The organism is Streptomyces panacea (assembly GCF_040560175.1).
In the GTDB taxonomy this organism is placed as follows: Bacteria; Actinomycetota; Actinomycetes; order Streptomycetales; family Streptomycetaceae; genus Streptomyces; species Streptomyces panacea.
Genome location: NZ_JARJHW010000200.1, coordinates 1 through 13,298 on the forward strand (window position 1 = coordinate 1; position 13,298 = coordinate 13,298).

The 13,298-nt window shown below is 71.9% G+C and carries 13 protein-coding genes; 3 read left to right on the top strand and 10 right to left on the bottom strand.

Annotated features, from left to right (window positions below):
* Positions 1–358: 358 nt before the first annotated feature.
* From P3L51_RS30905 to P3L51_RS30920, 4 genes are all read right to left on the bottom strand, one after another.
* The gene (locus tag P3L51_RS30905; RefSeq protein ID WP_354608632.1) at positions 359–1,387 is read right to left on the bottom strand and encodes a 6-phosphofructokinase; all 1,029 of its coding nucleotides are present in this window, start codon (positions 1,385–1,387) and stop codon (positions 359–361) included.
* Between the two features lie 145 nt (positions 1,388–1,532).
* Positions 1,533–2,177, bottom strand: a complete 645-nt coding sequence (locus P3L51_RS30910; RefSeq protein ID WP_354608644.1) for a response regulator — start codon at positions 2,175–2,177, stop codon at positions 1,533–1,535.
* Positions 2,178–2,254: 77 nt separating this feature from the next.
* Complete coding sequence (macS, locus tag P3L51_RS30915) at positions 2,255–3,496, bottom strand: MacS family sensor histidine kinase (protein WP_354608633.1); 1,242 nt, start codon at positions 3,494–3,496, stop codon at positions 2,255–2,257.
* Positions 3,497–3,554: 58 nt separating this feature from the next.
* A complete protein-coding gene (locus tag P3L51_RS30920) occupies positions 3,555–4,289 on the bottom strand; it encodes a lysophospholipid acyltransferase family protein (protein ID WP_354608634.1) in 735 nt (244 codons plus the stop codon).
* Between the two features lie 145 nt (positions 4,290–4,434).
* Between P3L51_RS30920 and P3L51_RS30925 the strand changes: the two genes are divergently transcribed.
* Together P3L51_RS30925 and P3L51_RS30930 are read left to right on the top strand one after the other, a co-directional pair.
* Positions 4,435–5,214, top strand: coding sequence for an alpha/beta hydrolase (locus P3L51_RS30925; protein WP_354608635.1), 780 nt, complete (start codon positions 4,435–4,437; stop codon positions 5,212–5,214).
* The gene (locus tag P3L51_RS30930) at positions 5,207–5,929 is read left to right on the top strand and encodes a hypothetical protein (RefSeq protein WP_354608636.1); all 723 of its coding nucleotides are present in this window, start codon (positions 5,207–5,209) and stop codon (positions 5,927–5,929) included. The genes P3L51_RS30925 and P3L51_RS30930 overlap by 8 nt, the downstream gene beginning before the upstream one ends.
* 120 nt (positions 5,930–6,049) lie before the next feature.
* Here the strand turns inward: P3L51_RS30930 and P3L51_RS30935 are convergent, their stop codons facing one another.
* From P3L51_RS30935 to P3L51_RS30960, 6 genes are all read right to left on the bottom strand, one after another.
* Positions 6,050–6,796 carry an endonuclease/exonuclease/phosphatase family protein gene (locus P3L51_RS30935; RefSeq protein ID WP_354608637.1) on the bottom strand — a complete coding sequence of 249 codons (747 nt, stop codon included), beginning with the start codon at positions 6,794–6,796 and terminating at the stop codon, positions 6,050–6,052.
* Positions 6,797–6,933: 137 nt separating this feature from the next.
* Positions 6,934–7,875 carry an ROK family glucokinase gene (locus P3L51_RS30940; protein ID WP_354608638.1) on the bottom strand — a complete coding sequence of 314 codons (942 nt, stop codon included), beginning with the start codon at positions 7,873–7,875 and terminating at the stop codon, positions 6,934–6,936.
* Between the two features lie 66 nt (positions 7,876–7,941).
* A complete protein-coding gene (locus tag P3L51_RS30945; RefSeq protein ID WP_354608639.1) occupies positions 7,942–8,418 on the bottom strand; it encodes a DUF5304 domain-containing protein in 477 nt (158 codons plus the stop codon).
* A gap of 88 nt (positions 8,419–8,506) precedes the next feature.
* Positions 8,507–9,754 (bottom strand): ArsA family ATPase, encoded by a 1,248-nt coding sequence (locus P3L51_RS30950; protein ID WP_354608640.1) that lies wholly within the window; start codon positions 9,752–9,754, stop codon positions 8,507–8,509.
* On the bottom strand, positions 9,754–10,239 hold the full coding sequence (locus P3L51_RS30955; protein ID WP_354608641.1) for an SRPBCC family protein: 486 nt from the start codon (positions 10,237–10,239) through the stop codon (positions 9,754–9,756). Before P3L51_RS30955 ends, P3L51_RS30950 begins: the two co-directional genes overlap by 1 nt.
* A 100-nt stretch (positions 10,240–10,339) precedes the next feature.
* A complete protein-coding gene (locus tag P3L51_RS30960) occupies positions 10,340–11,197 on the bottom strand; it encodes a metallophosphoesterase family protein (RefSeq protein ID WP_354608642.1) in 858 nt (285 codons plus the stop codon).
* Positions 11,198–11,474: 277 nt separating this feature from the next.
* Between P3L51_RS30960 and P3L51_RS30965 the strand changes: the two genes are divergently transcribed.
* Entirely contained in the window at positions 11,475–13,283 is a 1,809-nt protein-coding gene (locus P3L51_RS30965) for an AMP-dependent synthetase/ligase (protein ID WP_354608643.1), read from the top strand.
* The last annotated feature ends 15 nt before the right edge of the window (positions 13,284–13,298 follow it).

Here is a 13,298-nt window from a genome sequence, read left to right on the forward strand (position 1 = left end):
GGACTTCGAAGACACGGCCCAGGGGTCTCCGCGATGTGGCGCCGTGCGCCCGAAGGGCGGGGCCCGCGGCGGCTGGTGCGGTGCGCCGCACGGCCGAGGATCGGTGTTGCCGACGGCCCGGACGTACGTGGCCGGCCGACGACAACGCCGCGAGTGTCGCGCGCCGCGGCCGCGGCTGACGTCACCGCGGCGCCGCGGGCCGGGCGGGACCTCGCGAGCACGCCCTGGGGACCCCGGCCGGAGGTTTCACCGGGGCCGCCCGGTGGCCGGTCGGTCCCGGGCGGGGTGTGCGGCCGGTTCGTCCCCGGTCGCCGGACAAGGCCGCGGGTGCGGCCCGTCCGGCGACCGGGCGGACCGGTCAGCCGAAGAAGACGCCGACCTCTTCGTAAAGCTCCGGCTGGACGGTCTTGAGCTCCGCTATCGCCTCCGAGATCGGCACCCGCACGATGTCCGTGCCACGCAGGGCGACCATCTTGCCGAAGTCGCCGTCCTTCACGGCCTCGATCGCGTGCAGCCCGAAACGCGTGGCCAGCCAGCGGTCGAACGCGCTCGGGGTGCCGCCGCGCTGCACATGGCCGAGGACCGTGGTCCGCGCCTCCTTGCCGGTGCGCTTCTCGATCTCCTTGGCGAGCCATTCGCCGACGCCCGACAGCCGGACATGGCCGAAGGAGTCCAACGTCCCGTCCTTGAGGATCACCTCGCCGTCCTTGGGCATCGCGCCCTCGGCGATGACGACGATCGGCGCGTACGAGGCCTTGAAACGCGACGTCACCCAGGCGCAGACCTGGTCGACGTCGAAGCGCTGCTCCGGTATGAGGATGACGTTCGCGCCGCCCGCGAGACCCGAGTGCAGGGCGATCCAGCCCGCGTGCCGCCCCATCACCTCGCAGACGAGGACGCGCATGTGCGACTCGGCGGTGGTGTGGAGGCGGTCGATCGCCTCCGTCGCGATGCCGACCGCCGTATCGAATCCGAAGGTGTAGTCGGTCGCCGAAAGGTCGTTGTCAATGGTCTTGGGCACGCCCACGCAGGGCACGCCGTGCACGTCGGAGAGCTGGGCCGCCACGCCCAGGGTGTCCTCGCCGCCGATCACGATGAGCGCGTCGACCTCGCGGCTCGCGAGGTTCTCCTTGATCCGGCGGACGCCGTCCGCCTCCTTGAGCGGATTGGTGCGCGAGGATCCGAGGATGGTGCCGCCGCGGGGCAGGATGCCCCGCACGGTGGGGATGTCGAGCCGTACGGTGTCGCCTTCCAGCGGTCCGCGCCAGCCGTCCCGGAAGCCGGTGAACTCGTACCCGTACTCCTGGACGCCTTTGCGCACGATGCCTCGAATGACCGCATTGAGCCCTGGGCAGTCGCCGCCCCCGGTCAATACTCCGACCCGCATGGAAACACTTCCCTTCGCCGTCGGTGACGCACCTGAGCCACGCCTGAGTGACACAGGTCACCCCGGCATGGTGCGCAGGGTCATTTCCGTTGCACCAGAGGGCTGCGGGAGGCGGTTGCCGAACAGCGGCGGGCCGGGCGCGCGTTCACACGTCGTCGAGACCGCGCTCGATCGCGTACCGCACCAGCTCGACGCGGTTGTGGAGCTGGAGCTTGCCGAGGGTGTTCTGCACGTGGTTCTGGACCGTGCGGTGCGAGATGACCAGGCGCTCGGCGATCTGCTTGTAGGAGAGCCCCTTGGCGACCAGGCGCAGCACCTCGGTCTCGCGCTCGGTCAGCTGCGGCACTTTGGGGTCGTCGGACGCCGCGGGCGCGGGCTCGGAGGCGAGCCTGCGGTACTCGCCGAGGACCAGGCCGGCCAGTCCGGGGGTGAAGACCGGGTCGCCGACGGCGGTCCGCCGTACGGCGTCGGTCAGTTCGGCCGTACTGGCCGACTTCAGCAGATAGCCGGTGGCACCGGACTTCACCGCTTCGAGTACGTCGGCGTGCTCGCCGCTCGCCGAGAGGACCAGGACCCGCAGGCCGGGCTGGGAGCCGACGAGTTCCTTGCAGACCTGGACGCCGGGCATGCCGGGCAGGTTGAGGTCGAGGACGATCACGTCCGGGGTGGTGGCGGTCGCGCGGCGCACCGCCTGGGGGCCGTCGCCTGCCGTCGCCACGACGTCGAAGCCCGCCTCGGTCAGGTCGCGGGCGACGGCGTCGCGCCACATGGGGTGGTCGTCCACGACCATCACGCGCGTCGCGCCGTCCGCGTCCTTCGCGCCGTTGTCCCCGCCCGGGCCCCGCTCGTACTTGTCGATCTGCTCGCTCATCGCTCCGCCTTCCCCCGTGGAACCTTCAACTCGACTTCCGTGCCCTGGCCGGGGACCGAGATCAGCTCGGCCGTACCGCCCAGCTCCCGCAACCGCCCCCGGATCGACAGGGCGACACCGAGGCGCCCCTCCCCCTCGGCCTGCGCCAGCCGGCCCTCCGGGATGCCGGGGCCGTCGTCCCTGACCGTCACGATCACCTCGTCCGGCGAGTCCTCGACCAGGATCCAGGACCGCGCGCCGTCACCGGCGTGCTTGCGGACATTGTCCAGGGCGGCGTTCACGGCTGCGGCCAGTTCCCTGGCGGCCGGGGGCCGGAGCAGGACGGGAGCGCCCGGCTCGGCGAGCGTCACCGCGGAGCCGGCGAGCGGCGCCAGCAGCGTACGCAGATCCCACAACCCGGCCCCGTCGGCGGCGTTCCCGGCCCCGCCGTGGCTCCCGCCCTCGTACTCCGCGTCGTCGATCGTGCGCACCACCGCCCCCAGCGAGGCGTCCTCGGAAGCGCGCGTGGTCGGTAGGAGACCGCTGGAGACCAGTGTCCGCAGGGCGACCTCCTGCTCGCCGGCCATCCGGCCCAGCTCCGCCGACTCGCCGCCGAGGGCCGTACCGCGCCGCTGCACCATCGCCAGGACCTGGAGCACGCTGTCGTGGATGTCGCGCGCCAGGCGCTCGCGTTCGCGGGTCGCGGCCTCGATCTCCAGGGCGCGCGCCAGGGTGCGTTCGGAGGCGCGGGCGACCTCCACGATGTAGCCGATCGCGATGGACGCCACCCACACCAGCAGCACGTTGTGCAGGGTGTCCCTGCTGGGGGTGCCGCGCCCGACCAGGTTGGCGACGGCGACCAGCGAGGAGGCGAAGGCCGCCCAGCGCCAGCCGCCCTTGACGGCGAAGGCGAGGACGGCGCCCGCGGTCCATATGCTCGGCAGGGTGGGGCCGTCCAGATACCGCGCCTGTACGTCGACCACCGGGGTGAGCAGGACGCCGACGAGAGCGATGGTGAGGTCGACGCCGAGGAAGCGCTTGGTGCAGCTGACGGCGTTGGCCACCCTGGGCAGCGTGGCGACCGTCCAGACGACGAGGACGGCGAGGTAGGTGGCGGCGACCCAGGGGCGTTCGAACTTGTCGCGCGCGAAGGCGGCGATCAGGGTCGCGTAGACCATGGTCAGCAGGCGGTACGCGGTGAGCGCGCGCCACAGCGGTTGCTCGACCGACATCCGTACGACCCGTTCGCGTCCGGCCACGTGTCCCCCCTGCCTGCTGTACCGCTTCTTCCGGAATGCCGATCGGGGACGGGCCCGATCAGCCCGCCTGTCCGGTCTTCTCCGCCTTCTCGGCCTTCGCCGCCTTCGCCTCTTCGGCGATCTTGCGCTTGGCCGCCGTCGCGTAGATGTCGACGTACTCCTGGCCGGAGAGCTTCATGATCTCGTACATGACCTCGTCGGTCAGCGAACGCAGGATGAAGCGGTCGCCCTCCATGCCCTGGTACCGGCTGAAGTCCAGCGGCTTGCCGATCCGGATCCCCGGCCGCATCAGCTTCGGCATCACCGTCCCCGGCGGCTGGATCTTCTCCGTGTCGATCATGGCGACCGGGATCACGGGGGCGCCGGTGGCGAGCGCCACGCGCGCGAGGCCGCCGGGCTTGCCCCGGTAGAGCCGGCCGTCGGGCGACCGCGTGCCCTCGGGGTAGATGCCGAAGAGTTCCCCGCTCTCCAGTACCGCCGAGCCGCTCTTGATGGCCGCCTCGCCCGCCCCGCGCCCGCCGGAGCGGTCGACCGGCAGCTGGCCGACGCCCTTGAAGAACGCGGCCGTGAGCCGCCCCTTCACACCCGGCGAGGTGAAGTACTCCGCCTTGGCGATGAAGGTGACCTTCCGGGTCAGGACCGCGGGAAGGAAGAACGAGTCCGAGAAGGAGAGATGGTTGCTGGCGAGGATCGCCGGCCCCTCCTCGGGAATGTTCTCGATGCCCTCCACCCAGGGCCGGAAAGCCAGTTTGAGCGAGCCTCCGATGGAGAACTTCATCGCGCCGTAGATCAACTCGGGTGCCTCCTGTGTGCTGTCGACCGACCTTAACCCGCGGGGGGCGCGCTGGATCCGTCATGGGGCGCCGACGGCTCTGGTCGGTGTCGGTCCGGTCGCGTACGGTGAAGTACCACTCCGAGACTCACGAACAGGAGACCCTGTGCCGGTCCTTCCTGGAGCCGAGCCGTACCGCCACGAGGGCGGAGATGTCGGCGTCCTCCTCTGCCACGGATTCACCGGTTCCCCGCAGTCGCTGCGCCCCTGGGCCGAGTATCTGGCCGCCCGGGACCTCACCGTGTCGCTGCCGCTGCTCCCCGGGCACGGCACACGCTGGGAGGACATGCAGATCACCGGCTGGCAGGACTGGTACGCGGAGGTGGACCGGGCGCTGCGGGAGCTCGGCGAGCGGTGCGAGCGGGTCTTCGTCTTCGGTCTCTCCATGGGCGGGACGCTGGCGCTGCGGCTCGCCGCCAAGCACGGGCACGCGGTCAGCGGCGTCGCCGTCGTCAACCCGGGGAACAAGGTGCACGGCCTTTCGGCGTACGCCCTGCCGCTCGCCCGTCACCTCGTCCGGACGACGAACGGCCTGCGCAGCGACATCGCGCTGGCGGGCAGCGAGGAGGTCGGTTACGACCGGGTCCCGCTGCACGCGGCGCACTCGCTGCGGAATTTCTTCCGGCTGGTGGACGGGGAGCTGCCCCAGGTCACCCAGCCGCTGCTGCTGATGCGCAGCCCGCGCGACCATGTGGTGCCCCCGGCCGACTCGGCGCGGATCCTCGGCCGGGTCTCGTCGACCGACATCCGGGAGGTCGTTCTGGAACAGAGCTACCACGTGGCGACGTTGGACCACGATGCGGAGCGGATTTTCGAGGAGAGCCACGCGTTCATCGGCCGACTCGCTCCGAACGTCGGGAAGAAGGGGAGCACAACCGGTGGCTGAGCATGACGCGGACCGCGAGCCGCAGCCGATCGACGAGGACGCCGCGTGGGCGGCGATCGTCGCGGGGTACGGGGAGGAGCCGGCCGATCCGCCGGGTGCCAAGCCGTTCAAGTCGGTGGAGGATCTGGCGCTCCTGGAGAGCGACCGGAACAGCACCGAGCCCGCGGCGCCCAAGGACAAGGGATCCGGAACGACCAAGGCGGACCTCGGGCCGGTGAACCGGACGGACATCGGGTCGGACGCAGGGACGGACACCAAGCCGGACACCAAGCCGGACACCCCGGGCGCCGACGCCGAATCGGTCGTGGCGCCCCCGACGGTGCCCGAGCCCGCGCGTGAGCCGGACGCCAAGCCCGACAAGCCCTCGCTCGGCAGCTCGATCGTCTTCGCGCCCGGCGTGGCCGGCGGAGGGCCGCGCGACTACTCGGTGGCGGAGCCCAAGGACGACGACCTCGACGACAGCGACGAGGGCCATTTCGTACCGCCCGAGCCGCCGCCGCTGCCGGAGGCCGACGTCACGGCCAAGTTCGCCTGGCTCGCGGTGATCGGCGGCCCGGTGCTCATGCTCCTCGCCGTGCTGTTCCAGTGGGAGATGACCTGGTGGCTGACGACGGTCTGCATCGGCGGCTTCCTGGGCGGCTTCGCCACGCTGGTGGCGCGGATGCAGCATGACGACGACGAGGAGGACGATCCGGGCCGCGGCGCGGTGGTCTGACACGGCGCCCGCCCCGATCCGGCTTGCCGCCCCGACGCGACGCCGGACCTGAGGCGGCCTCGGATCTGACGCTGGGCTCGGATCTGACGCGGCCTCAAGCCCCCTGTCGGGAGCGGGGGTTCAGGAGGCGGGCACGCGCAGGGCGGCCAGCACCGGAAGGTGGTCCGTGGCCGCCCGCAGGTCGCCCTCCTCGACACCCGGCAGACCCAGCGGCACCCCGCAGCCCAGCACGTCGACACCCCCGGTGGTGAAGATCGCGTCGATGCGCTGGTGCGGATCGGCCGGCGTCGAGGTGTACTCGCTCCCCCACGGCTTGACCGCCCAGGCGTCCCGAAGCTCCTTGGCGATCCGCCGGAACGCACGCCCCTGCGGCCGGTCGTTGAGATCGCCCGCCACGATCGCGTGGGGCACGTCCATCGCCCGGACCCGGTCCAGCAGCATCCCCGCCTGGGCGAGCCGCTCGTCGGTCCGCAGGCTGAGGTGGCAGCTGAGCAGCCCGATGCGGGCGCCGCCGATCCGTACGACGGCCGTGGCGAAACCGCGCCGGTGCAGTCCCGGCGTGAGCGGCAGCAGTACGTCCTCCGTACGCTCCACGGTCGCGCGCAGCGAGCACAGCAGCAGCGGGCCCGCGGCCGTGCCGCCGCCGCTGAGGACGACGAGGTCGGTCCGGGCCGCAAGCCACGCGGCGCGCTTGCGCCAGCGGAAGAAGCGCGGCGCCTCCTGGACGAAGACCAGGTCGGGCTCACAGGCCCGGATCACCCGGGCCAGCGCCTCGCAATCGTCGCGCATGGAGCGGATGTTGTAGCTGAGCACCCGGATCACGGCCGAACCGTCGGGCTCGGTACGGGAGTCGGGCAGCGAAATCATGGGGACGGGTCCACCCTGTCCACTCACCGGAGTTGTCACCGGTCCACGATAGGCCAACGCCCGCCGCACCCCTGAGGGGCGCGGCGGGCGGTGATCGTCCGGATACCGGGGTCGGTCCGGTGGCCGGTTCGTACGTGTCAGCCCTGGCGGGCCAGGTCCGCGGCGCCCACCAGCCCGGCCTTGCCGCCCAGTTGGGCGGCGAGGACCTGCGCGTGCGGACGCCATTCGCCGCCGATCAGCCAGCGGCGGAAGGACTTGCGGATCGGGTCGAGGACCAGTTCGCCCTCGTCCGAGACGCCACCGCCGACGATGAACGCCGACGGGTCGAAGAGCGAGGCCAGGTCGGCCAGGCCCGCGCCGGCCCAACGGGCCAGCTCCCGGAAGGAGTCGACGGCCACCGGGTCGCCCTCACGGGCGGCGGCGCTGACGTGCTTGCCCTCGATGCCCTCGGGTGTGCCGTCGCCGAGACGCAGCAGGATCTCCGCGTTCTCGGGGGTGGCGTTGGCGCGTTGCTTCGCGTATCTGACGAGCGCGCGGCCCGACGCGTACTGCTCCCAGCAGCCCTGGCTGCCGCAGCCGCACAGCAACCCGTCGGGTACGACCCGGATATGGCCGAATTCCGCCGCGACTCCGAAGCGTCCGCGGCGCAGTTTGTTGCCGATGATGATGCCGCCGCCGAGCCCGGTGCCGAGCGTGATGCAGATGACGTCGTCGTGGCCCTGTCCGGCCCCGAACTTGTACTCGCCCCAGGCCGCCGCGTTCGCGTCGTTCTCCACGACGACCTGCATCCCGACCCGCTGCTCGACCTTGTCCTTGAGCGGTTCGTGACGCCAGTTGATGTTCGGCGCGAACAGAACGGTGGCGCGCTTGTCGTCGACGTAGCCGGCGGCGCCGATGCCGACGGCCTCGATGTCGTGTCCCTTGCCGGCGCCCGACACCGCGGCGCAGATCGCGTCGACGATGCCTTCGGCGGTCGGCGGGGTGGGCACCTGGTACGTATCGAGAATCGCGCCCTCTTCGTCGACCACGCCCGCCGCGATCTTGGTGCCGCCGATGTCGACGCCGATGGTGAGTCCCATGTGTCCCTCAGTTTTCGGTCGAGCCCCGCTGGGCCCAACCGTACCCGAGGGCGGGCGTCTCCCTGGTCAGTCCAGGTCGATGCGGTTGCCGGGGGTGGGGCCCTCGTCGCGGGGATCCGAGGGGTCGTTGGCCTTTTCGTCCGTCTTCTTCAGGCCGATGTCGGGCGCCTGGGACGGTCCCTGGGTCCAGCGGCGCTCGTCGCCCTCGACGGCGGAGCGGTAGGCGGCGAGCAGTTCGTTCCCGGCCGCCGCGAGGTGGTCGAAGATGTCGGGGTTGCGGTCGATGACCGGCTCGACGGCGGACTTGGCCTGGTTGATGAACTGCTGGACGGCGCCCTGTGCGGCCATGCCGAGCAGCGGGCTCTGGAACGAGGACACCTTGTCGGCGACGGCGTCGACGAACCGGCGCAGTTCTTCGGAGGCCGAGCCGGGCGGTGTCCCGTGCACGGAACGGCGACGGGTCTTCTCGGCGGCCAGGTCCTCGGCGCAGGCCGTGGCCCAGGCGTCCGGGTCGGCGGCGGGACGCTCGGTGGCATCGCTCATGGGTTACTCCCGCATCGGGCAAGGCGCCTCGTCCGGGGCGGACCGGAGGCTGTGTACCTTCGACGGTACCTGAACCCCGGTGGGACATTCAGGGAGTGCGCGGCCAGAGCCCCGGGTCCGGCGTGAAACGGACCTTCAGGACACCGTCCGTGAGCGCGGCCCCCGAGACGGTGCAGCGCCGCAGCGCCGCCGCCAGGGGCACGATGCGGTGGAACGGGCCGACGGTCAGCAGCAGTTCGTCTCCGCGCCGCACGAGGCCGACGTCCGACTTCACGGCGCCGGGCAGTGGCAGGGACCACACCAGCAGCCCGTCCTCCTCCCGCAGATCCTCGACCCACCAGGGATCGCGGTACGGCTCCGGGTCCGGACCCTCGACCTCCAGGTCCGGACCAAGGTCGGCGAGATCGTCCCGTCCGCGCGGATCCCGGCCCAGGTGGCGCACCGCGCGCAGCGGCCAGGCGGGGCCGGACCCGGAGCCGTACTCCTGGCTCCACTCGTCCAGGCACTTCTGCTGCTGGGCGGCGAGCGTCGCGAGCCAGGCGTCGGACGAGTCGGTGGGCAGCACCTTGTTCGCCACGAGGGCGTCGACACGCAGCCCGTACAGGCTGAGCCCGTCGCGGGCCACGCGCAGGGCGTCCCCGGCGGCCGGACCGGGCTCGGCGACGAGCCGTACGGTCGTGGCGGGGGCCTCGATCAGCGCCTGGACGGCGGCCAGTTCCTCGTCCCTGCGGGCCGCGGCGCCGTACAGCCAGCCCGCCGGCATCGGTACGCCGGCGAGCTGCGCGATCATCGGACGCAGCGCCCGCGCGGCCTGTCGCTCGGCGGGCAGGAGGCGGCCCAGCAGTCGGCGGAGCCGCTCGGGCAGGGCGAGTACGGACAGGGCGTCGCGCAGCGGCGGCAGGTCGACGACGAGCACGTCCCACCCGCCGGCCGAGGCCCGGCGCAGCGCCTGGAGCAGGGCGAACTGTTCGGCTCCCGGCAGCTCGGTCAGCTCCTCGCCGTCGAGCCGCCGGGCGCCGAGCATGTCGAGCGCGGTGGCGGCGCGGTCCTGGAGCGCCAGGAATTCGGTGCGGAAGTAGTCGGCGGGGTCGACGCGCGCGGCCCAGAGGCCGGGCGTCACCTCGGTGGGTTCCACGGCGACGGCGGCCGAGGTGCCGAGGACGGCGCCGGGGCCCGCCGGGTCGGCGGAGAGCAGCAGCGTGCGGTCGCCGCGCCGGGCGGCGGCCAAGGCGGTCGCCGCGGCGACGGTGGTACGGCCCGCGCCGCCGGGGCCGGTGACCAGGACCGTACGCGGCGTCCTCGTCGTACGTGCGGTGGGCGCCGCGCTCTCCGTCATCAGGTGGTGGGCGTCTCGGCCGCTCCGGCGGGCCCGGGGGTTCCGGGGGCGCTCTCGACGCGCTTCTTCAGACCGGCCAGGGCGCGGTCGATGATGACCTTCTCGGCCTTGCGCTTGATCATGCCGAGCATCGGGATCTTGACGTCGACGGTCAGCCGGTAGGTGACCTCGGTGCGCTCGCCGCCGCCCGCGGGCGCCAGGTGGTACGAGCCGTCGAGCGAGCGCAGCATCTGGGACTTGACCAGCGTCCAGCTGACCTCGTCACCGCCGGTCCAGGTGTACGCGAGGGTGTGGTCGTCCTTGATCGCGCCCGCGTCCAGCACCAGCCGGACCTGCTCGGCGCGGCCCTTGGCGTCGGTGGAGAGCACCTCGGCCTCCTTCACCTCGCCGGTCCACTCGGGATAGCGGGCGAAGTCGGCGATCACGCCCATCACGTCGGCGGGTGCCGCCTCGATCGTGATGCTCGACTTGGTGTGCTCCGCCATCGACGTGCTCCTCCAGATGGTGTCTCCCCGGTGGTGCGGGGCGACGGTCACGCTTACCGGTACCGGCCGTGCAGCGTGCAGGTTATCGCGTGCGGGCCGGTCACCATTCCATGGCCCAGGGCCGTCCGGTGGACGCGAAGTGTCCGACGTTCACACATTCCGTCGAGCCGACGCGCATCCGGGGGGCGAGCGGCTGGTGGACATGGCCGAAGAGCGCGTACCTCGGTTTCGTACGGCGCAGGGCGTCCAGCAGCGCGCGGCTGCCTCGTTCGAAGCGCCGGGCGACGACGTCGTACGTCAACTCCGGTACGTCGGGCGGTATGTGCGAGCAGAGGACGTCGACCTCGCCGAGCCGCTCGACCTTGGCCGCGTACTCCTCGTCGGAGATCTCGTACGGGGTGCGCATCGGGGTGCGCAGGCCGCCGCCGACGAAGCCGAAGACGCGGCCCCCGATCTCGACCCGCTCGCCGTCGAGGACGGTGGTGCCCGGTCCGGCGTACTCGGGCCAGAGGGCGGGGATGTCGACGTTGCCGTAGGTGGCGTACGTCGGTGTGGGCAGGACGGCGAACATGTCGGCGTACTGGCGCCGTACCGCGGCTTCGATGGCGGTGTCCCGGTCGCTCTCCAGCCCGGCCCACAGCTCGCGGCCCAGGTCACGGGCCTCGTCGAAGCGGCGGGCGGTGCGCAGCTCCACGATGCGGTCGGCGTTCTCCCTGCCGAAGAGGTCGGGGAAGATGCCGCGCGAGTGGTCGGCGTAGTCGAGGAAGAGGACGAGGTCGCCGAGGCAGATCAGGGCGTCGGCGCCGTCGCCGGCCCGCGCGAGGTCGCGGGCGTTGCCGTGCACGTCGCTGACGACGTGGACGCGTGTCCGTGCGCGGCTGTTTCCGGCGGGTACGCCACTCGCCTTGTCCGTACCGCTGCCCGCGTTCCCGCCGCCGCCGTTCTCGCCACCACGCATGCCGCTCACCCTAGATCGCCGTCTTCCCGCTGTGTAGAGGGGTCCGGACCTGCGGTTACAGACACGCCCGCACGGCCGTGGACTACTCTGCGCGAAGGACCGTCAAAAACGTGTGACGCAGCGAACATCTGGCCGGGACCCTCTATCCGGAACCGAGTACCGGTGGGTAACGTCCGGGCCGTCCCGTCGTGCTCATCCCCGGAGCACCTGCCCGATGTGGACCGCAGCCGGTTCGGCACCGTGCCGTGCCACCGGCGCCCGACGAGGAGCAGCAGTCTTGCGCGAGTTCAGCCTTCCGGCCCTGTACGAGGTCCCCTCGGACGGCAACCTGACGGACCTCATCGGCCGCAACGCCGCTCAGCATCCCGATGTCGCGGTCATGGGCCGCAAGGTCGACGGGGTGTGGACGGACGTCACGGCCGTCCAGTTCCTCGCCGAGGTACGGGCGGTGGCCAAGGGCCTGATCGCGTCGGGCATCCGCCCGGGTGAGCGGGTGGCCCTGATGTCGCGGACCCGGTACGAGTGGGTGCTGCTCGACTTCGCGATCTGGAGCGCGGGCGCCGTCACCGTACCGGTGTACGAGACCAGCTCCGTCGAGCAGGTGCAGTGGATCCTCGGCGACTCGGGCACCGCGGCCGTGATCGTGGAGTCCGACGAGCACGCGGCGGCGGTCCGGTCGGTCTCCGACGGGCTGCCGCGGCTGCGCCACGTCTGGCGGATCGACCGGGGCGAGGGCCGGGGCTGCGTGGCCGAACTGACCATCGCGGGCGCGGAGATCACCGAGGCGGTGGTCGACGAGCGCAGCGCGACGGCGAAGGCGGACGATCCGGCGACGATCGTCTACACCTCGGGGACCACCGGCCGCCCCAAGGGCTGCGTGCTGACGCACCGCGCCTTCTTCGCGGAGTGCGGCAACGTGGTGAACCGCCTGAAGCCGCTGTTCCGTACGGGCGAGTGCTCGGTCCTGCTGTTCCTGCCCGCCGCGCATGTCTTCGGCCGGCTGGTCGAGGTGGCCTCGGTGATGGCGCCGATCAAACTCGGCTGCGTACCGGACATCAAGAATCTGACCGAGGAGCTGGCCACGTTCCGGCCGACGCTGATCCTCGGGGTACCGCGCGTCTTCGAGAAGGTCTACAACTCGGCGCGCGCCAAGGCCCAGGCCGACGGCAAGGGCAAGATCTTCGACCGCGCGGCGCGGACCGCGATCGACTACAGCCGCGCGCTGAGCAGCGCGCAGGGTCCGTCGCTCGGGCTGAGGATCAGGCACAAGGTCTTCGACGCGCTCGTGTACGGCAAGCTGCGCGCGGTCCTCGGCGGCCGTGGCGAGTACGCCATCTCCGGCGGCGCCCCGCTGGGCGAACGACTCGGTCACTTCTTCCGCGGCATCGGTTTCACGGTGCTGGAGGGGTACGGCCTGACGGAGACGTGCGCGGCCACCGCGTTCAACCCGTGGGACCGGCAGAAGATCGGCACGGTCGGGCAGCCGCTGCCGGGTTCGGTGATCCGTATCGCCGACGACGGCGAGGTGCTGCTGCACGGCGAGCACCTGTTCACGGGCTACTGGAACAACGAGGCGGCGACGGTGGAGGCGCTGGCCGACGGCTGGTTCCACACCGGCGACATCGGCACCCTCGACGAGGACGGGTATCTCGCGATCACCGGCCGCAAGAAGGAGATCCTGGTGACGGCGGGCGGCAAGAACGTCGCGCCGGCCGTGATCGAGGACCGCATCCGCGCGCACGCGCTGGTCGCCGAGTGCATGGTCGTCGGCGACGGGCGTCCGTTCGTGGGCGCGCTGGTGACGATCGACGAGGAGTTCCTGGCCCGCTGGGCGAAGGACCACGGCAAGCCGCCGGGCTCGACGGCGGCGACGCTGCACGGGGACCCGGATCTGCTGGCGGCGGTCCAGCAGGCGGTGGACGACGGCAACGCGGCGGTCTCGAAGGCGGAGTCGGTGCGCAAGTTCCGGGTCCTTCAGGCGCAGTTCACGGAGGACGCGGGGCACCTCACGCCGTCGCTGAAGCTGAAGCGCGGTGTGGTGGCGAAGGACTTCGCCGACGAGATCGAGTCGCTCTACCGCCCGTAGGGCCGGCCGCCGCCC